Source organism: Pseudoalteromonas sp. BSi20311 (genome assembly GCF_000239875.1).
In the GTDB taxonomy this organism is placed as follows: domain Bacteria; phylum Pseudomonadota; class Gammaproteobacteria; order Enterobacterales; family Alteromonadaceae; genus Pseudoalteromonas.
In genome coordinates, this window is the sequence record NZ_BADU01000059.1 from 1 (window position 1) to 19,398 (window position 19,398).

The 19,398-nt window shown below is 43.0% G+C and carries 19 protein-coding genes; 3 read left to right on the forward strand and 16 right to left on the reverse strand.

Annotated elements, in window-relative coordinates; genetic code table 11:
- Positions 1-56: 56 nt before the first annotated feature.
- From lpxC to mraZ, 16 genes are all read right to left on the reverse strand, one after another.
- Positions 57-968, reverse strand: coding sequence for a UDP-3-O-acyl-N-acetylglucosamine deacetylase (gene lpxC, locus P20311_RS05805; protein WP_008110675.1), 912 nt, complete (start codon positions 966-968; stop codon positions 57-59).
- 107 nt (positions 969-1,075) lie between these two features.
- Positions 1,076-2,329: a cell division protein FtsZ gene (gene ftsZ / locus P20311_RS05810; protein WP_008110677.1), complete on the reverse strand. Its 1,254-nt coding sequence runs from the start codon at positions 2,327-2,329 to the stop codon at positions 1,076-1,078.
- Positions 2,330-2,350: 21 nt separating this feature from the next.
- Positions 2,351-3,583: a cell division protein FtsA gene (ftsA, locus tag P20311_RS05815; RefSeq protein WP_008110678.1), complete on the reverse strand. Its 1,233-nt coding sequence runs from the start codon at positions 3,581-3,583 to the stop codon at positions 2,351-2,353.
- Positions 3,584-3,596: 13 nt separating this feature from the next.
- A complete protein-coding gene (locus tag P20311_RS05820) occupies positions 3,597-4,358 on the reverse strand; it encodes a cell division protein FtsQ/DivIB (protein WP_008110680.1) in 762 nt (253 codons plus the stop codon).
- A gap of 1 nt (position 4,359) precedes the next feature.
- Positions 4,360-5,280, reverse strand: a complete 921-nt coding sequence (locus P20311_RS05825; RefSeq protein ID WP_008110682.1) for a D-alanine--D-alanine ligase — start codon at positions 5,278-5,280, stop codon at positions 4,360-4,362.
- On the reverse strand, positions 5,277-6,686 hold the full coding sequence (gene murC / locus P20311_RS05830; RefSeq protein WP_217696937.1) for a UDP-N-acetylmuramate--L-alanine ligase: 1,410 nt from the start codon (positions 6,684-6,686) through the stop codon (positions 5,277-5,279). The genes P20311_RS05825 and murC overlap by 4 nt, the downstream gene beginning before the upstream one ends.
- Positions 6,687-6,728: 42 nt before the next feature.
- The gene (gene murG, locus P20311_RS05835; RefSeq protein WP_008110686.1) at positions 6,729-7,805 is read right to left on the reverse strand and encodes an undecaprenyldiphospho-muramoylpentapeptide beta-N-acetylglucosaminyltransferase; all 1,077 of its coding nucleotides are present in this window, start codon (positions 7,803-7,805) and stop codon (positions 6,729-6,731) included.
- Positions 7,802-8,977, reverse strand: a complete 1,176-nt coding sequence (gene ftsW / locus P20311_RS05840) for a cell division protein FtsW (RefSeq protein ID WP_008110687.1) — start codon at positions 8,975-8,977, stop codon at positions 7,802-7,804. Before ftsW ends, murG begins: the two co-directional genes overlap by 4 nt.
- The gene (murD, locus tag P20311_RS05845; RefSeq protein ID WP_008110690.1) at positions 8,974-10,308 is read right to left on the reverse strand and encodes a UDP-N-acetylmuramoyl-L-alanine--D-glutamate ligase; all 1,335 of its coding nucleotides are present in this window, start codon (positions 10,306-10,308) and stop codon (positions 8,974-8,976) included. The genes ftsW and murD overlap by 4 nt, the downstream gene beginning before the upstream one ends.
- Complete coding sequence (gene mraY / locus P20311_RS05850) at positions 10,309-11,391, reverse strand: phospho-N-acetylmuramoyl-pentapeptide-transferase (RefSeq protein WP_008110692.1); 1,083 nt, start codon at positions 11,389-11,391, stop codon at positions 10,309-10,311. It abuts the gene before it with no gap.
- On the reverse strand, positions 11,385-12,773 hold the full coding sequence (murF, locus tag P20311_RS05855; RefSeq protein WP_008110694.1) for a UDP-N-acetylmuramoyl-tripeptide--D-alanyl-D-alanine ligase: 1,389 nt from the start codon (positions 12,771-12,773) through the stop codon (positions 11,385-11,387). Before murF ends, mraY begins: the two co-directional genes overlap by 7 nt.
- Positions 12,770-14,248 carry a UDP-N-acetylmuramoyl-L-alanyl-D-glutamate--2,6-diaminopimelate ligase gene (murE, locus tag P20311_RS05860; RefSeq protein ID WP_036984906.1) on the reverse strand — a complete coding sequence of 493 codons (1,479 nt, stop codon included), beginning with the start codon at positions 14,246-14,248 and terminating at the stop codon, positions 12,770-12,772. The genes murF and murE overlap by 4 nt, the downstream gene beginning before the upstream one ends.
- Positions 14,241-16,058 (reverse strand): penicillin-binding transpeptidase domain-containing protein, encoded by a 1,818-nt coding sequence (locus tag P20311_RS05865; RefSeq protein WP_036984900.1) that lies wholly within the window; start codon positions 16,056-16,058, stop codon positions 14,241-14,243. The genes murE and P20311_RS05865 overlap by 8 nt, the downstream gene beginning before the upstream one ends.
- Positions 16,055-16,381, reverse strand: coding sequence for a cell division protein FtsL (gene ftsL / locus P20311_RS05870; RefSeq protein WP_008110697.1), 327 nt, complete (start codon positions 16,379-16,381; stop codon positions 16,055-16,057). The genes P20311_RS05865 and ftsL overlap by 4 nt, the downstream gene beginning before the upstream one ends.
- Positions 16,378-17,316, reverse strand: coding sequence for a 16S rRNA (cytosine(1402)-N(4))-methyltransferase RsmH (gene rsmH / locus P20311_RS05875; protein WP_008110698.1), 939 nt, complete (start codon positions 17,314-17,316; stop codon positions 16,378-16,380). Before rsmH ends, ftsL begins: the two co-directional genes overlap by 4 nt.
- Before the next feature lie 28 nt (positions 17,317-17,344).
- Positions 17,345-17,803: a division/cell wall cluster transcriptional repressor MraZ gene (mraZ, locus tag P20311_RS05880; protein WP_008110699.1), complete on the reverse strand. Its 459-nt coding sequence runs from the start codon at positions 17,801-17,803 to the stop codon at positions 17,345-17,347.
- 574 nt (positions 17,804-18,377) lie between these two features.
- Between mraZ and P20311_RS05885 the strand changes: the two genes are divergently transcribed.
- From P20311_RS05885 to P20311_RS05895, 3 genes are read left to right on the forward strand one after another with little or no spacing between them, the layout of a single operon-like run.
- Positions 18,378-18,695 (forward strand): hypothetical protein, encoded by a 318-nt coding sequence (locus tag P20311_RS05885; RefSeq protein ID WP_008110700.1) that lies wholly within the window; start codon positions 18,378-18,380, stop codon positions 18,693-18,695.
- Between the two features lie 5 nt (positions 18,696-18,700).
- Positions 18,701-19,141 (forward strand): hypothetical protein, encoded by a 441-nt coding sequence (locus P20311_RS05890; protein WP_008110701.1) that lies wholly within the window; start codon positions 18,701-18,703, stop codon positions 19,139-19,141.
- A gap of 13 nt (positions 19,142-19,154) precedes the next feature.
- Positions 19,155-19,397: a hypothetical protein gene (locus P20311_RS05895; RefSeq protein WP_008110702.1), complete on the forward strand. Its 243-nt coding sequence runs from the start codon at positions 19,155-19,157 to the stop codon at positions 19,395-19,397.
- Position 19,398 lies beyond the last annotated feature (1 nt).

Consider the following 19,398-nt stretch of genomic DNA (forward strand, 5'->3'; position numbering starts at 1 on the left):
AAAAATGACGCTAATAAGCGTCATTTTTTTATAACTGTATGTAAGCGATTAACTGATTAGGCGTTTGCTAATTCAAGACCGGGTGCAGGCATCGAGACAGGCGTTTCAAAGGTTGCCCACTCCCATGCTGACTCAGTTGCCATAATTTTGCGTAGTAGCTTGTTGTTTAAATCATGGCCTGATTTAAATGCAGTTACTTTACCTAAAAGGTTATGACCTGTCATAAACATGTCACCTACACAGTCTAGTATCTTATGCTTGACGAACTCGTCTGAGTAACGCAGACCGTTCGGATTTAAAACTTTAAATTCATCAAGTACCACTGCGCTATCCATGCTACCACCTAGTGCAAGGTTATTAGCATGCATGTATTCAATGTCTTTCATAAAGCCAAAAGTACGCGCACGGCTAATTTCTTCAGTAAAGCTTTGTGCAGTAATATCTAAGCCAATGCGTTGGCGGCTTTCATTGATTGCAGGGTGATCAAAGGCAATCTCAAAGTCGATATGGAATCCGTCGTAAGGTTCTACTTCGGCCCATTTATCGCCTTCTTCAATACGTACTTTTTCTTTTATACGAATAAAGCGCTTCGCGACATTTTGCTCTTCAATGCCACCTTTTTGTAATAAATAAATGAATGGTAATGCACTACCATCCATTATTGGTACTTCTGAGCTATCAAGTTCAACAATCAGATTGTCGATCCCCATTGCCGCAACAGCTGCAATTAAATGCTCAGTAGTTGATAAGCGAACACCATCTTTGTTTATTAAACAGGTACACAATTGCGTATCACCAACGGCTTCAGGCGTTGTTTCAAAATCAACAACCGGATCAAGGTCGACACGACGAAATACAATCCCAGTATTTGCGCTCGCAGGTCGGAGAGTTATTGTGACCTTCTCACCTTTATGAAGTCCAATTCCTATGGCTTTGACTACTTGTGCAATCGTACGCTGTTTAATCATAGGTTCGCTCACTTTAAGTATATATTACAGTTAGACGGCGGAGTGTAACATAAATACGGTATAACTACAATATTCGTTCACATTTCGCACAAAAGTACTGTTTTTAATTAGTCTGCTTGTTTACGTAAAAAAGCAGGAATGTCGAAATAATCGCCACCCTCAGACTTATCTGTTTTCTTAGCACTGCTTGACGACGTATTCGCTGAAGAACTTGAAGAACTAGACGGTGTGCCTTGCTCCTTTGATTCAGTTTGCGAAGTCGTTGCTGACTCGTCAGTCGTGCTTGTGCCTTGGCTTGCGAAGCTAGGTACATACATGCTGCTTGTTTGTGTGCTTGAGCTAGTTACATCAGAGCCTGATGCTTTTTTGAAACCGTTATCTACAATACCAAACTGTGGACGACGATCGCCGCCTAAGCCAGTTGCAACCACAGTTACACGTAGCTCGTCTGTCATTTCTGGGTCAATTACCGCACCCACAACAACCGTTGCGTTTTCAGACGCTAGCGCCTTAACGTGATTACCCACAATTTCGAATTCTTCAATCGCGATATCCATACCCGCAGTAATATTAACCAAGATACCTTTAGCACCGGTTAAATCTACGTCTTCTAGAAGCGGGCTTGAAATAGCGGCTTCTGCTGCTTCTTGTGCACGATCAGGACCCGATGCAGATGCAGTTCCCATCATAGCTGTGCCCATTGCAGACATAACAGTACGTACGTCGGCGAAATCCACGTTAATTAGACCCGAGCGAGTGATTAACTCAGCAATGCCTTGTACTGCACCAAACAATACGTCATTTGCTTTTGCAAACGCATCCAGTAAAGTTGTTCCTTTACCCAATACTTTTAGTAACTTGTTATTTGGAATAGTGATTAACGAGTCCACAATTTCAGATAATTCGCTAATACCTTGCTCTGCAGCAGCGGCACGCTTTTTACCTTCAAAATCAAACGGACGTGTTACCACAGCAACAGTTAAAATACCCAGTTCTTTAGCAATTTTAGCTACAACTGGCGCAGCACCGGTTCCTGTACCGCCGCCCATACCTGCCGCTATAAATACCATATCAGCACCTTCAAGGCTGGCACGAATGGTCTCTGCGTCTTCTTCAGCCGACTGACGACCTACTTCAGGGTTGGCACCCGCACCTAACCCAGAGGTTATTTGCGTACCTAATTGTACCGTTACATCAGCGGCTGAATTACGTAATGCTTGCGCATCCGTATTGGCTGCGATAAAACGAACACCTTCTATTTGTTGTTTTACCATGTGCTCAACTGCGTTACCGCCGCCACCGCCTACACCGATTACTTTTATTACAGCTTCTTCGCTGTGTTGTTCCATTATATCAAACATATTTACTCTCCGACTTGAGTACTAAAACTCGCCTTGAAACCATTTTGTGATGCGGTTCCACCAATTATTGTTATCATCCGCTTTCGACTTTTGTGCATTCATCGACTGCATAGTACGCCCGTATTGTAACAAACCTACAGCGGTTGCGTACGATGGATCATCAACATAATCAGTTAAACCTACTACACCAATTGGTTTACCTATTCTTACTGGCATCTGAAAAATATCTTCAGCCACTTCCATTGCGCCAGTCATTTTAGCAGTTCCGCCAGTAATGACGAGACCTGCTGCAATTTGGTCTTCTAATCCTGAGCGACGAATTTCTTCCATCGCCAACTCAAATAATTCTCTAAAACGTGGCTCAACCACTTCTGACAACGTATGCCTAGACATCAGTCTTGCTGGTCGCCCACCAACGCTTGGCACTTCAATTGTGTCTTCGCTGCTCGCCATTTGGCTACTGGCACAGGCATATTGTACTTTGAGTGACTCTGCATGTGATATAGGTGTACGAAATATTTTTGCAATGTCACCGGTTACTTGGTTGCCTGCCACCGGGATAACCGCCGAATGACGCAGCGCACCATTAATATAAATAGTGATATCCATAGTACCACCACCAATATCTAACACCGCAACACCTAGCTCTTTTTCATCATCCGTCAGTACGGAGTAACACGAGGCAAGCGCAGTGAATATAAGTTGGTCAACTTCAAGCCCACAACGTTCAACACATTTTTCTATATTTTTAGCCATATCGTTGGAGCAAGTAATAATATGCGCGCGTGCTTCCATACGCACACCACTCATACCGAGTGGGTTTTTAATCCCCTCTTGCATGTCAATGCTGTACTCTTGTGGCAACGCATGCAACATTTTGCGTTCAGCTGAAATTGGTACTGAGCGAGCAATATGGATTACATTTTCAATGTCTTCATCGGTTACTTCGGTGTTGTTAATAGCGACAACACCACTTTCGTTCTGACACTGAATATGTTTGCCAGAAATACCCAAATAAACCGAGCTAATACGACAATCAGCCATCAATTCAGCTTCATCAATTGCGCGGCGAATAGACTCAGACACTAAATTTAAATCGTTAACGCCGCCTTTATCCATTCCATAAGATACTTGGCTCCCCACGCCAACAATGCTGAGCTTGTTATCTGTGGTGATTTCACCTACCGTGGCCACTACCTTCGAAGTGCCAACGTCTAATCCAATCACTAGGTTTCTTTCTGCTGACTTAGTCATGCCTTACTCTTTATTATAATTGCTGTTCTTGCATTGGCTTATAGCTCACTGCAAGGCCGGTATCGTAGCGTAAATCAATTGCATCTATCTGTGCATCAGCACGTTGTTCTATACGTGAATAAACGTCTATAAAACGCTGTACACGCTTGGCTTTATCTTTGCGTCCTAAATTTAAACGCACACCGTTATCTAACCAAAGTTGCCACGAAAACCGCTCAGATAGCGCAAGGCTAGTGAGCGTTAATGCATTGACTTTGAGCATTTCATCAAACTGTTTAAACGCTACCCATGCTTCTTTTTCACTGCCCTCTGGCCCATATAGTTGGGGTAAAGTGGCACTTAATTTATCACTTTTTGCTTCAAACGCGTCACCGCTTTGATTAATCAGCAAGTCACTATTCCAGTGAGCAACTGCTTGATGTTCTACCACGTAAACTTGAATGGTATCAGGCCATTGCTTTCTTACCGATACCGTTGCAACCCAAGGCAGCTCTTGTACTAAATGCTGAACTTGCTTTACGTTTAGCTCAAAAAAACTACTTAAATCTGCTTTTTTTATTGCCGCTGTTATTGCTTTTTCATCGGTGTACTTAGGGTTCCCCAGCACCGTTAAATGCTTAATTTGTGCATCTTTATTTTCAACTAACCAGTGCGAAACCCCACTGGTTATTTCAATTAACCCTATCACCACGGCTAGAAAAAAACTCACTCCAAAAATCAGCGACCAGTTAAGTTGCTGTTTTAGTTGCTGCGCTTTCTCTAAAAAGGGATGCATATTAAAGGGTTTGCTCCAAAATGCGAACAACTAATTGCTCAAAACTTGCCCCGTTGGCTTTTGCTGCCATTGGCACCAATGATTTTTCTGTCATGCCTGGTACTGTATTCACTTCTAGTAAGTAAAAATGTCCTTGTTCATCTTGCATCGCATCGACTCGTCCCCAGCCACTTGCACCCACTAAATCAAACGCATCAAGCGCCATCGCTTGTAATTTTTGAGTATCCGATGGTGATAAATCAGCAGGGCAATGATATTGCGTACTATTTGACTGATATTTAGCTTGGTAGTCATAAAATCCATTTGGGGTGCTCATTTCAATCACAGGTTGTACTTCATCACCCAAGACCGTAATGGTAAATTCACGACCCGTGATCCACTGCTCTACCAATACTTGGCTGTCGAACTTAAATGCATTAGTTAGCGCATCTTCAAGCTCTTCTGCAGAGCTTGCTTGCGCCATACCAATACTGGAGCCTTCGTGCGATGGCTTAACCATCACTTTTTTAAATTCATCGATAATTGCTTTAGCATCAAAGCCTTTTTTAGCATCAACCACGGCATAAGGTGCGGTGCTTAAGCCTGCCGATTTAAACAAATGCTTACAACGAATTTTATCCATTGCCAGTGCCGAACCCAGAACATTACTGCCGGTATACGGCAGGTTCATAAATTCTAAAGCACCTTGTACCGTGCCGTCTTCACCACCACGCCCATGTAAAGCAATAAAAACGCGATCAACGTTTAACGACTTTAATTCCCATAACGAACGATTTTGTGGATCAAACGCTATCGCATCAATGCCAACTTCTAACAGCGCATTTAATACCGCTTGACCAGATTTTAATGACACGTCACGCTCTGCTGAATTTCCACCTAGCAGCACCGCCACTTTACCAAACTGGGAATTTACCTGTGTCATACTTCACCTTGCTTTAATTTGTCTATCGACATATTCGTGGCTGCTAAATTTTTAACAAGCTGACCTATGTTACCCGCACCTTGTGTGAGCACTAGGTCGTTATTTTGTAGGCAGTTGGCAAGTACGCCCGCAAGCTCTGAGCTTGAGGCTACATGTAATGGCTCTTTGCCACGCTGGCGCAAACTACGGCATAAACTTTTACTATCAGCGCCAACAATCGGCTCTTCGCCTGCACTGTAAACATCGAGTAATAAAAGCTGATCAACCTCAGCCAATACCTTAACAAAATCTTCGTATAAATCGCGAGTACGCGTATAACGGTGCGGCTGATACACCATCACTAAACGCTTATCAGGCCAGCCTTCTCGTGCTGCGGTGATAGTAGCGGCCACTTCTGATGGGTGATGGCCATAGTCATCAACAAGCATCACGCTGCCGCGTTCATTTTCAAATTCACCGTAGTGCTGAAAACGACGGCCAATACCTTCAAAAGTATCTAAAGCCGCTAAAATTGCATGATTCGCAATATTTTGATCTTTAGCCACGGCAATCGCTGCGGTTGCATTAAGGGCATTATGTTTACCCGGCATATTCAGCTTGGCGGTTAAACTCTCACCTTGTTTATTAGTCACCGTAAATTGGCATGTGTTCGCTGTTTGGCTAAAGTCACTCATTCGATAATCAGCCTCGTGTGACTCACCGTAAGTGATCACCGGACGACCAAAACGGGGGATCAATTCAGCAGCAACGTCTGAATCAATGCACACCACCGCTAACCCGTAAAAAGGCAGGTTATGAATGAATTCAACATAAGTATCTTTCATTTTTTCTAAACTACCGCCGTAGGTTTCCATGTGATCTTCTTCAATATTAGTGATCACCGACACCATAGGCTGTAAATGCAAAAATGAGGCATCGCTTTCATCTGCTTCGGCGATTAAAAAGTCACTTTTACCTACCTTAGCATTGCTGCCTGCGCTGTTAAGCAAACCACCAATAATAAAGGTTGGATCGAGCCCGGCTTGTGCATAAATGCTCGCAATTAAGCTGGTTGTGGTCGTTTTACCATGGGTGCCCGCAATGGCGATACCGTGGCGAAAGCGCATCAGTTCAGCTAACATTTCTGCTCGACGAACTACCGGAATACGTGCAGCTTGCGCGGCTTGAATTTCAGGGTTTGTTTTATCTATTGCACTTGAAACCACCACCACATTAGCGTCTTTTACGTTATTTTCATGATGGCCAATAAATACTTCAGCACCGGCTTTAATTAAACGCTCAGTCATTGCGCTGTGAGCTATATCTGAACCTGTAATACGGTAACCTTCAAAAGCAAGTACTTCTGCAATGCCGCCCATGCCTGCACCGCCTATTCCTACAAAGTGAATAGTTTCAATGCGGCGCATCGCTGGGCGTGTATATTTTTCTTTTGCTAATGTCTGTTTCACTTATGTTCTCTTATTTGTTACTTGCTCACAGTGCATTGCTACGCTTGCTGTGGCATCTAAAATAGCTTGCTGTTTTGCCTTGCCTGCCATTTTAGTTATTAATAAAGGTTCGGCTAAATAGGGGCTTAAAAGTTCAACAATACTGCGCTTATTAAATTGCCCTTGTGGCATTAATAACGCCCCTTCTGCCATTACTAAATACTGTGCATTGGCTGTTTGATGGTCATCAACCGCGTGTGGAAACGGCACAAATACCGCCATTTTACCCGCTGCGGCAATTTCACTTACCGTAAGTGCACCCGCCCGACAAATCACAATATCTGCCCAGCTATAAGCGGTATCCATATCATCAATAAATTCAGCAACGGTCACTTGCTCATTGCCCATTTGTTGCTGCTGGTAACTTTCACTTACACTAGCAAGGTGCCCTTTACCGGTTTGATGCCAAATATTAATGGCACAAGTATCATTCAAGCGCTTAAATGCTTCAGGTAGTATTTGGTTGAGCACTTGCGCACCTAACGAACCACCCACCACTAAAATATTTATAGGGCTGGTTACTTCGCGCTCAGTAATATCAATCACGCTCTGGCGCACAGGATTACCCACCAGCTCTGCTTTGCCATTGGCAAAAGCACTGGGGAAAGCCGCTAACACGCGATTAGCACATTTAGCCAACCACCTATTACTCATGCCTGCTACGGCATTTTGTTCGTGAATCACCAAAGGAATACCCAGACTTTTTGCCGCAATACCTGTTGGGCCAGTTACATACCCCCCCATTGCTAAAACGACGTCAGGGCGTTGTTGTTTTAATACCTTACGCGCTTGCAATATTGCATTAATAACCATGAATGGCGCTTTAATAAGGCGTTTTAAACCATTCCCTCGCACGCCTTTTACATCAATAAAATCAATTTCTATGTTGTGCTTGGGCACGACACTGGCTTCCATTCTATCTGGGGTGCCTATCCAGCTAACTTGCCAACCTTGCTGTTTGAGATAATCAGCAACGGCAATCCCTGGAAAAATATGTCCACCTGTGCCCCCTGCTACAACGACTATTTTTTTACTCATCGCTTAGCTCCACCTGACGTGGCTTGTTTCGTTGCCATCTTGGTCTCAAAATCTACACGTAATAAAATACCGGTTGCTATGGTCATCATTAATAAACTTGAGCCACCATAAGAAATAAACGGCAAGGTTAATCCTTTGGTTGGTAAAATACCGGCACTGGCGCCCACATTCACCATAGTTTGAAACGCAAACCAAATACCAATTGCTAAGGCTAAGTAGCCTTCATATTCTTTGCCGTTTTTAAGCGCGTTTTGGCCAATGAGTAAAGCTCTAAATACTAAAGTACCGAGTACCATTAAAATACTCAGCACCCCCATAAAACCTAACTCTTCAGCAATAACAGCAAAAATAAAGTCGGTGTGCGCTTCTGGTAAATATTGTAATTTTTGTACGCTGTTTCCTAGGCCTTGGCCAAACCAATCGCCTTGACTATAAGCCATTAGTGATTGCACTAATTGATAGCCTTTGCCAAAAGGGTCATCCCAAGGTTCTAAAAAGCCAACCACACGCGCCATACGATATGGCTCTAACACAATAAGCCCAACCACTAGCGCAATACCGGTTAAAATAAGTGCAAAAAACTGCCAAAGCTTGGCACCGGCTAAAAACAACAAACCAACCGTAGTAACAAACATCACCACCACAGTCCCTAAATCGGGCTGCATTAAAATAAGTGCTGCATAAACTGCAAATACCGCTATGGGTTTAGCAAAGCCTTTTATGTTTTCTTGAACTTCATTGCGCTTACGTACTAAGTAGCCTGCGATATAACTAAAAAAGAACAACTTAGCTAGCTCCGAGGCTTGAATATTAAACGGTCCTACGGGTATCCAGCGGGTCGAACCATTGACTTCACGTCCTACAATAAGTACCACTAATAACAGTACTAAACCGATTAGTAATAAATAGGGGTTAGCTTTTTTCCACCACGACATAGGTACTTGAGTACTAATGCAAAATAAACAAAACGATAGCCCTAAAAAAATGCCATGGCGAATAGTAAAATGATAAATATTACCAAACAGTCTATCGGCTGTCGGCATTGAGGCACTGGTTACCATCACAAAGCCCACACCAATCAGCATTAGCATGCAATAAAGCAGTGGCACATCATAAAGCTGCGCTGAAGGTTTAGGGGTGAGAGCCTCTTTAATACCAGCAAAAGCAATCATGACAGCCCCTGCAATACACATTGCACAAAATCATCGCCGCGTTGCATATAATTGTTATACATATCAATGCTGGCACAGGCAGGTGCGAGTAAAACGGTATCGCCCGATTTACTTAATTGCTTTGCAAGCGTCACAGCCTCAGACATATTATTGGTTAAATGACCTTTAGCACTCAGTGCCACTAAATCTTTGGCATCTTTACCAAAACAAATCAGCGCTTTTACATGCTTTTCAATATAAGGCTTTAACACCTCTAAATCCGCACCTTTAGCATCACCACCAGCAATAACGACTAGGTTTTCGTGCTTACCCGCTAAACTATCTATTGCCGCCACTGTTGCGCCTACGTTGGTGGCTTTAGAGTCGTTAAAGTATTTAACGCCATTAAACTCACCCACAAACTGACAACGGTGCGCTAAGCCATTAAATTGAGCTAATGCGGTTTTGTAGTGCGCCTTAGTAATTGCAAATGGACTGAGTAATGCCATCACTGCCAACGTATTTAAATAGTTATGCTTACCCACAACGGCTAAAGCACTTACTGGTAAATAAGCTTCGTCCTTTACCATAAAGTGCGCTTCGTTATTGTGCTGTGCTAAGTGGTAATTGCCTTGTGTTTCACCAAAACTCAGTTGTGGTGCTAATGTGCGACTCACAGGGTGTGTTTGCTTATCGTCAGCATTAATCACTAAGTGTTCAGCACCGTTATAAATACTTAATTTTGAATCTATGTAGGCTTGGTAACTATCATAACGATCGAGATGATCTTCTGAAATATTAAGCACGGTTGCACTGGTGGTTTTTAGGCTGCGTGTGGTATCAAGCTGAAAACTCGATAGCTCCAATACAAATACATCAAAGTCACCGTCAAGCAAATCCAGTACCGCTGTGCCAATGTTGCCACCGAGTGCCACCTTATAACCTGCGGTTTTTAATACTTCGTAGGCAAGTGTTACTACGGTTGATTTACCATTAGAGCCGGTTACAGCAACGACTGGTTTGCTATTAATGCGCGCAAATAACTCAACATCACCAATCACTTCAACGCCTGCGTTAATTGCCTTAACAATTGCTGGTGTTTTTAAGCTCAGCCCGGGACTAATAATAATCATATCGCAAGCACTGAGCGCCGCATTTTCTAAGTCACCAAAGTGAGTGTTTAATTGAGGTGCGTGCTGATTGAGCCAATCAACACCTGGCGGATTCTCTCTGCTATCGACCACATAAGGCTGTATTGATTGAGATAATAAAAAACGCACAATGCCCAGACCGGTTACACCGAGTCCGAGCACTGTTATGTGTTTATTTTTTATCTCGTTTAAATACTGCATTTATCGGATCTTTAATGTCGCAAGGCCAGCGAGTACCAGCACAATAGAAATTATCCAAAAGCGCACAATAACGCGTGGCTCCGGCCAACCTTTAAGTTCGTAATGGTGATGAATAGGCGCCATTCTAAAAATGCGTTGCCCACGTAATTTGTAAGAGCCAACTTGTAAAATTACCGATAGCGCTTCCATTACAAACACGCCCCCCATAATAATCAGTAACAGCTCTTGGCGAACAAGTACGGCAATAATCCCCAATGCACCACCCAGTGCTAATGAGCCTACATCGCCCATAAATACTTGCGCCGGATACGTGTTAAACCATAAAAAACCTAACCCAGCCCCTACAATAGCGGTACATACCACAACCAACTCACTCGCCAGTGGTAAATGCGGAATATGTAAATAAGCCGAAAAATTAATATTACCCGTTAAGTAAGCAATAATGGCCAGTGCTGCAGCCACTAAAATAGTAGGTACAATGGCTAAACCGTCTAGACCGTCGGTTAAATTAACCGCGTTTGACGTGCCCACCAACGCAAAATAGGTGATCACGATATAAAACAGCCCCAGCTGTGGCAGTACATCTTTAAAAAATGGCACTACCAGTGACGTTTCGGTTGCTTGTGTGCTGCTCATGTAAAGCGCAGTGGCTACAACCAGTGCAATTACCGATTGCCAAAAGTATTTCCACTTTGCAATAAGTCCTTTTGGATCTTTGCGGATCACCTTACGGTAATCATCAATAAAGCCCACAATACCTAATGAGCCAATTACAAATAAAGTGGCCCATACGTATTTATTAGACAAGTCTGCCCATAATAATGTGCTGGTAAAAATAGCCCCTAAAATAAGTAAGCCACCCATGGTCGGTGTACCCGATTTAGATAGGTGCGATTGCGGACCATCATCACGTACTGTTTGCCCTATTTGCATGCGTTGCAGCGCACGAATTAACTTAGGACCAAAATACAACGACATCATCAATGCAGTTAAAATACCTAAAATGGCACGCAGGGTTAAATACGAAAAAACATTAAAGCCACTATAATATTGAGTTAAATACTCAGCCAGCCAAACTAACATGATGATACTCCATTGATGGCTTGTTGCTGGCCATTAACTAAATCGGTTACTAAAAGCTCCATGCGAGAACTGCGTGATCCTTTCACGACAAGGGTAATTTTTTTATCTACTTTGCTAATGCTATTTTGAATTTGCTGCAGCATTTGCTCACGATTAGAGAAATGGCGATTTGGCAGCCCAAATACATCACTGGCACATTTACTTAATACTCCGAGTGTAAATAACTCATCAATGCCTTGCGCTAATGCGTATTCACCGACTTCTTGATGATATTTACGTGCATCTTCGCCAAGTTCACCCATATCACCGAGAGCCAAAATACGATGACCTTGAATATCACTAAGTAAATCAATCGCAGCTTTCACCGACTTTACGTTGGCATTATAGGTATCATCAATAATAGTGAGTGAATCACTGGCTTCAATTAGGTTAACCCGTCCTTTAACTTCACCCATGGTCGCTAACGCGCTGGCAATGTCCTCAAGTGACACGTCAAACTCACTGGTTAACGCCGCAGCAATAAGCGCGTTACTAATATTATGTTTACCTGGCAGTGCTAACTTAACCGGCACACTGTGTTGCTTGGTGCACAAAGTAAAGCTTGCGCGAGCTTGTGCATCTAGGCTGATGTCTTCAGCCCAAATATCGAGCTTTTCACTACTCGAAAAACATTTAATATTGCGCGTTGCTAACTTATCAAGCCAATATTGACTAAAGTCACTATCGCAATTGACGATGGCGATGCCATCCTCTTTTAATCCGTCGTAAATTTCGCCTTTTGCTTGTGCCACACCTTGCAGGCTACCAAAGCCTTCCAAGTGGGCAGCAGCAACATTACATACCACAGCTACATCCGGTTTGGTCATCGCGGTGGTGTACGCAATTTCACCTATGTGGTTAGCGCCTAATTCAATAACCGCAAAGCGATGTTGTGGCTCTAATCTGAGTAAAGTTAACGGTACGCCAATGTCGTTATTAAAATTACCTTTAGTGGCTAATACATCCCCTTTACTTGATAAAATAGCGGCACACATTTCTTTAACTGTGGTTTTACCTACGCTGCCAGTAATAGCGATAGTTTTAGGTGCAACTTGCGCCATCACTGCTGTACCAATTGTGCCTAATGCAATACGGGTATCGGCAACTACAAATTGAGCAATATCGGTATCAACAGCGTGATCGACAATCACGCCTATAGCGCCTTTTTGTTTTGCTTGTTCAATAAATTTATGACCATCAAAATTTGGGCCCTTAAGCGCCAAAAACACTTCACCATCACACAAAGTACGGGTATCGGTGTTTATATTTATCACCTTGCGATTATCACCTTGATAATCGGTTGCTAGCACATTAGCTAGCCAATCAAAATCCATTGGGATCATGCTTGAGACCCTCTTACTGCTTTTTTTAATTGTTGTTGTACAAATTGGCGGTCGCAAAAATCGATGCGTGTATCGCCTATAATTTGATAGTCTTCATGCCCTTTACCGGCAATTAAAATAACCTCACCGGCTTTTGCGTTATCTATAGCAAATTGTATCGCGGCACCGCGATCGGCCTCTAAATGAGCGTTTTCTGGATGCTCTAATCCCGCAGCTACATCATTAATAATGTCATTAGGGTCTTCAGAGCGTGGGTTATCACTGGTAATGATCACTTTGTCTGCAAACTGCTCAGCAGCTTGTGCCATTAGTACACGCTTTCCTTTATCTCTGTCACCGCCACAACCAAACACACAACTCACGCCACCTGGTACATGTTGCTGCAGCGCTTGTAAGGCTAAAGCCAACGCATCTGGCGTATGCGCGTAATCAACAACGCAAGTAGGCATACTTGGCGCTGTAAATGCTTGCATCCTACCGGCTACCGGCTGTAAATACTCACATCCTGCTACTAACTGTGTTAATGGATAGCCTAGCGCTAATAGCGTTGCTAACGCAGCCGTTAGATTATAAAGGTTAAATTCACCAAACAGCGGTGATTTTATGGCAACATCACCCCAGCTAGTAGTTAATTGCGCCGAAATACCGGTTGCTGAATACTGAACATCTGAAAAATATACAAACTGTGCATTTTTAGGGGCTAAGTTTTTACGGCCATAACAAATAAGACTATTAAAGCTGTATTTTTCAATCCATTGTTCTGCTTGTCCGTCATCCTGATTAAGAATGACATGATCAGCATCAAAATCACGAAACAGCATCAATTTAGCATCACCATAGCTTTGCATATCGCCATGGTAATCTAAGTGATCGCGCGACAAGTTAGTAAACACAGCCGCTTTAAAATGACACTGATCAACACGGTGCTGTACCAAACCATGCGATGACACTTCCATAGCAACCAATTGGTGTTGCTCATTTTTTAAGTCGCTTAAAATACGCTGTAAATCGACTGCTGAAGGCGTAGTATTTTGCAGTGGTGTTAAGTTATCTGGATGGCCGTAGCCTAAGGTGCCAATAATAGCGGCTTGGGTATGACAAAATTGCGCTAAATGAGCAATCATTGCTGTGGTAGTCGATTTACCATTGGTGCCCGTTACGCCAACTAAATCTAAGTGCTTGCTCGGTTGTTGGTAAAATTGACTCGCCAATACAGGCAGTTTCTTATTCAATTCTGAGACTAAATAAAGCGGCTCAAAATCACTTTCAAATTCACACAGTCTGTCGGCAATAATTGCACTAGCACCATTTTCAATTGCTTTACTAATAAAGTGCCCACCATCTAACTGGTGCCCTTTTATCGCCACAAACACATCACCTGGTTTTACATCGCGGCTATCTAAACGCAGCTCGTTTACCATTAAACGTGCTGCATCTATTTCTAAATGTTTTAAAATTGTGTGTAAATCACGCACCATCATCTTTGCCCTTCACGTATGCCACCGAGTCTTTGTCTGGGGCAACGTTTAAAATTCTTAATGAATTAGAGATTATTTCTGCAAACGCTGGACCTGCCGTTGCGCCGCCATAATAAACATCTCCACCGGGCTCGTTGATTAATACCACAACGGCTAATCGCGGGTTACTCGCAGGGGCAACACCCGCAAAATAACCCACATATTCGTCACCATAGCCCCCTGCAGCGGCTTTTTTAGAGGTGCCTGTTTTACCAGCAGCGCGGTAACCATCCACTTTAACGCGGCGTGCGGTACCGCCTTCTTCAAATACGCTTTCCATCATATGTACAACGGCTTCAACATCTTCTTGTTGAAAGATACGCTCACCTTCAGGTATAGAATCTTGCTTTAGTACAGTAAGCGGACGATTAACTCCGCCTGCCCCTAACATGGCGTAAAAACGTGCCATTTGCGCGGTACTCACGGCAATATTGTAACCAAACGAGAGCGCTGCAATTTCATGATCTGACCAACGGCGGTTAGGGTAAAATAGGCCACTACTTTCGCCTACCATGCCAGTACCACTATCACTGCCAAACCCCACTTTTTGATACAAGCCCACAAAGTACTCTTTGGGTACTGTTTGGCTTATTTTGGTTACTCCCATATTACTGGAGTATTTTAAAATTTCGCGCAGCGTCATTTCGCCATGATTACGGGTATTTTGTACTAAGCTGCCCCCTAAGCGCATCCAGCCTGGGTAGGTATCAACTTTGTCATCCGGTTGGATTGTGCCGTAGTCTAATCCAGCTAAAATGGCTAGAGGCTTAACAGTTGAGCCGGGTTCAAACAAATCGGTAATAGCGCGGTTACGACGTTTATGAGGAGCCGCCCCGCTTAAGTTGTTAGGATTAAATGATGGGCTATTGACCATGGCCAAGACTTCACCGGTTTTAACATCTACTACCATGGCAGAACCTGAAGTCGCTTTATAAGTTAATACCGCTGATTTAACTGCTTTATAGGCAATGGCTTGAATTCGCTGATCAATACTTAGTTGAATGCTTTCAGGCTCTACTCGCTCGCGCTCATCAAGTACTTCAACTTCACGTCCTTGCGCATCTTTGCGAATGGTACGGCGACCTTCTTCACCGGTTAACGCATTTTCATAAAGCTTTTCTATGCCCTCAATGCCTTTACCATCAATATTGGTAAACCCAATAACATGTGCGCTTACTTCACCGGCGGGATAATAACGTTTTGATTCATCTAATAAATGAATACCAGGTAGGCGTAAATCACCGATGTAATTAGCCACGGCGGGAGTCACTTGGCGTTTTAAATACACAAAGCGACGAGTAGGATCATCAAGTAATCGCGTGTTAATTTTACTAGGCTCAATGCGCAACACATCAGCCAATTCACGCCAGCGTAAATCATTTTTATAATACAGGGCGGTACGCTTATTTAACTCAGCAACATTTTCACGAAGCGTTTGCTGATCTTCACCGTTTTTGCGTGCTTGCCTAAGTACTTTACTAACCAGTGATTTATGCAGGGCTTTAGGATCTGCATACACACTGACTACAGGCACACTAACAGCTAACTCTTTACCGTTACGATCGAAGATCATACCGCGTTGCACATGCAATTTTTCAACACGTACTGTACGCTTGTCACTTTCAGAGCGCGCTTTATCGGGTTCAATTACTTGCAAATATGCGGCGCGCGATACCAAAGTCACAAACACTAAAAAAATCACCGCGCACACTAAAATAAAGCGCCATGCTATTAGGTTATTGACTGGTTTTTTGCCTCGCATTCTCATTGTAATATAATTACCTGCTCATCTTGGCTGGTTGGCCGCTTCATTTCGAGTTGTGACGTTGCCACTTCTTCAATGCGCGCATGTTGTGAATAAAACTCTTCTTCCACTAAAAAATAACGCCATTCTAAATCCAATTCGTCACGCTCTTGGAGCAACGAATCTTGCTCAATTAATTGCGCTCGAGAGAGATGAGTTACTTGCACCACACTCAAGCTTGATGCGAATATCACAACCAACAAGGCCAAGGTGATCTTGTTCGCACCTAGGCCTTTAATTATTTCAAGAAATAAATTGGGTTGGCGATAGCTCGCTTTTTTACTCATCCCAACCTCTGTGCGATCCTTAGCACTGAGCTGCGAGAGCGTGGATTACGCGCCACTTCATCAGCACTTGGTTTAATAGCTTTACCCACTGCTTTTAACGTCAGATTTTTATTTATTTGTGCGTCGGTTAAAGGCAGACCTCTGGGTATCGCTTCTCCCTTACTCTGTTTTTTAATAAATTGTTTAACAATGCGATCTTCTAAAGAATGAAACGAAATAACCACTAAGCGACCACCCGGCTTAAGAACTTTAATCGCCGCTTGTAATGCCGTTTGAATTTCCTCTAATTCGCTATTGATATAAATACGAATAGCCTGAAAAGTCCGCGTTGCAGGGTGTTTAAACTTATCTTTCACCGGTACGGCTTCATCGACTAAATCAGCGAGCTGCTTAGTGGTAGTGATTGGCGTGTGTTCACGCACTTCTAAAATTTTGTGCGCAATGCGCTTACCAAATTTTTCTTCACCTAGCTTTTTGATCACATGAGTAATGTCATCTAATTCAGCCTCAGCTAACCACTGCGCTGCGCTGCGACCTGTACTTGGATCCATTCTCATATCGAGCGGACCATCTTTCATAAAGCTAAAGCCACGCGCTGCGTCATCTAGCTGCGGCGACGACACACCAATATCAAGTAAAATGCCATCAACCTGACCAATTAGATCGTTTTGCTCAGCAACTTCGTATAACTTTGAAAAACGAGAATGAGCAATTGAAAAACGTGGATCATCAGCAAACTTTTCAGCAGACTTTATCGCTTGTGGATCTTGGTCAATGGCCTGCAAACGACCGCTTTCACCTAAGCGCGCTAATATTTGCCCTGAATGTCCGCCACGTCCAAAGGTACCATCCATGTATATGCCGTCTGGCTTAATTGCAAGTGCATCTATGGTTTCGTCCATTAATACGGATACGTGTTCAAATTGCGCTGTCATTAGCTGTTATTTGCCTTTTATTTTGCTGCTAGAGGGTGAAGTTATCTAAATCGTCATTCGGTTCAAAATCACCGAGCCTTTCAAGCTCAGTGTCTTGGCGCATCTGCTCGTGCCAACGCGCCTCATCCCAAATTTCAAATTTATTCATTAAACCCACCAGCATAATTTTTTTGCCAAGTTCTGCATGTGAGCGCAATGAAGGCGCCAACAAAATTCGACCGTTTTTATCAAGCTGATACTCTGTCGCATTACCTAACAACATACGTTGCATCCGTCGTGCTCTAGGATTCATATTAGATATTTTTGCTAAACGGCTTTCTATTTCTAACCATTCAGCAAGAGGGTATAACCAAAGGCAAGGCTCATTGAGTGCAACGGTGCAAATTACCGTTCCCTGATCTTCAGACAATAGCGTATCTCGGTACTTTGTTGGTACCGCAAAACGTCCTTTATCATCCAAACTCAGTGAACTTGCGCCACGAAACATAAAAAGCCTATTGTAAATTTATTTTAATCAACTTTTTGATTAACCCGATCCAGTTTGATCCACTAAACACCACTTTTTACCACAGTGCTCCAGTTTAGGACTTGACAAGCCTTTTTGTCAAGTAAGTCACCCAGCTTTAGCACCCCGCGAAGCCTGAAAAAATAAGGCTCCGATTAAAGCGGTTGAATTGTTTAATAAAAAATCTGATCAGCCAGTAAAAAATTTTTTATCGTTCTTTTTATTAGCTTGTTGGCATTATTTGCTTAATGAATAAACAGTGAATAATTACAATTTATTTGAGCCCTGCTGACCTTTGTGAATTAGAGTCTGTTCAAACTAGATGCGGTTTAATCGTGTCGCGAGGTTTGTAACCGAGTGGACAAAGAAAAAAATCAATCTCGAATGCTCAACACGTCCTAGTTTGTAAAAATTACAAACTATTGTCGCAATAGTTACAGTTATAAACCCACTCAAAATTCGTAAATAAAATACAATTCATATAAAACAACAGGTTAAAGACTGGTTTAATCATTGCATCTAAATAATTACTTTAAAAAACTATTAAGGATTGATTATGGCTACGGCAACGAAGAGCAAAACTCCTATTGATGCAAAACAAGAGATTGAAGCACCGCTAACAGATAAAGCGACATCAGCAGCGCATGACGCAGTTGATGCATTATCAAGCAAAGCGGCGGCGGCAGAAAGTGGCGTTCGTAAAGGCGCAAGCAGCTCAGCTGAAACGCTTAATGAAAAGCAGTTAGCCGCTCGTGAGAAACTAGCAGAGTGTTCGTCTAAAACGCGTCAACTCGCATCAGAAAACCCATTAGCAACGGCGGGTCTGGCGTTTGCTGCTGGTATGTTAGTTACAGCACTGTTTCGTCGTAAGTAATACTAATGCAAAACCAACACTCAACACCAAGTGAATCACAAGGGACAGATTCGCCGTCATCGGCAAAACACGCCGATGACTGGCAAGATCACGTTGCTAAGCTTGCTGACTATGCAGCGCAGCTCAAGGATGATTATCATCAACAAGGAAAGTTGACACATCAGCTGGCAATAGCAGAGTGGAAGCTATCGCTAAGATCCTTAGCACTGATCACCATTCTACTAGGATGTTTTGCCAGTGGCTTGGTGTTACTGTGGGTGGGGTTTTTAGGTATTGTAGGCTTTGCCACCTTTGATCTGTTTAGCTCTATCTGGCTGAGCATTGCAATGGTGATCAGCCTACAAATTTTATGCTTAGTTTGGCTGTGGCGAAACGCCGTTTATCTAAGCAAAAAAATTGGCTTTACTAAAACGCTAAATAGCCTAAGGCAACTGCTTAAATTATAAGGCACACACTATTATGTTAATCAATTATTTGATCAACTCACCGAACGCTCGCGTGCAGCAGCTAGATAAAGAAGTTGTTATGCGATCAGAACTAAAACGTCAGCATCTTGCAGCTATAAAATACAGAGCCAAACGCTTTGCAGCAACAAAAGTGGGGCTCGCCAGTGCGTTTGCAGCTGGCGCTGTAGTTGAGTCTGCTAAAGGTGATGCAAACACGATAAAAAAATACACTTGGTTATTAAAGCTACTTGCTTAAA

Coding starts and splice junctions, on each gene's coding strand:
- ftsA (WP_008110678.1), bottom strand. CDS start 3,583: ATGACTAAGTCAGCAGAAAGAAACCTAGTGATTGGATTAGACGTTGGC.
- ftsZ (WP_008110677.1), bottom strand. CDS start 2,329: ATGTTTGATATAATGGAACAACACAGCGAAGAAGCTGTAATAAAAGTA.
- P20311_RS05895 (WP_008110702.1), top strand. CDS start 19,155: ATGTTAATCAATTATTTGATCAACTCACCGAACGCTCGCGTGCAGCAG.
- rsmH (WP_008110698.1), bottom strand. CDS start 17,316: ATGACAGCGCAATTTGAACACGTATCCGTATTAATGGACGAAACCATA.
- murG (WP_008110686.1), bottom strand. CDS start 7,805: ATGAGTAAAAAAATAGTCGTTGTAGCAGGGGGCACAGGTGGACATATT.
- P20311_RS05890 (WP_008110701.1), top strand. CDS start 18,701: ATGCAAAACCAACACTCAACACCAAGTGAATCACAAGGGACAGATTCG.
- mraZ (WP_008110699.1), bottom strand. CDS start 17,803: ATGTTTCGTGGCGCAAGTTCACTGAGTTTGGATGATAAAGGACGTTTT.
- lpxC (WP_008110675.1), bottom strand. CDS start 968: ATGATTAAACAGCGTACGATTGCACAAGTAGTCAAAGCCATAGGAATT.
- murD (WP_008110690.1), bottom strand. CDS start 10,308: ATGCAGTATTTAAACGAGATAAAAAATAAACACATAACAGTGCTCGGA.
- ftsL (WP_008110697.1), bottom strand. CDS start 16,381: ATGAGTAAAAAAGCGAGCTATCGCCAACCCAATTTATTTCTTGAAATA.
- mraY (WP_008110692.1), bottom strand. CDS start 11,391: ATGTTAGTTTGGCTGGCTGAGTATTTAACTCAATATTATAGTGGCTTT.
- P20311_RS05885 (WP_008110700.1), top strand. CDS start 18,378: ATGGCTACGGCAACGAAGAGCAAAACTCCTATTGATGCAAAACAAGAG.
- P20311_RS05865 (WP_036984900.1), bottom strand. CDS start 16,058: ATGAGAATGCGAGGCAAAAAACCAGTCAATAACCTAATAGCATGGCGC.
- P20311_RS05820 (WP_008110680.1), bottom strand. CDS start 4,358: ATGCATCCCTTTTTAGAGAAAGCGCAGCAACTAAAACAGCAACTTAAC.
- P20311_RS05825 (WP_008110682.1), bottom strand. CDS start 5,280: ATGACACAGGTAAATTCCCAGTTTGGTAAAGTGGCGGTGCTGCTAGGT.
- ftsW (WP_008110687.1), bottom strand. CDS start 8,977: ATGATTGCTTTTGCTGGTATTAAAGAGGCTCTCACCCCTAAACCTTCA.
- murF (WP_008110694.1), bottom strand. CDS start 12,773: ATGATCCCAATGGATTTTGATTGGCTAGCTAATGTGCTAGCAACCGAT.
- murC (WP_217696937.1), bottom strand. CDS start 6,686: ATGCGCCGCATTGAAACTATTCACTTTGTAGGAATAGGCGGTGCAGGC.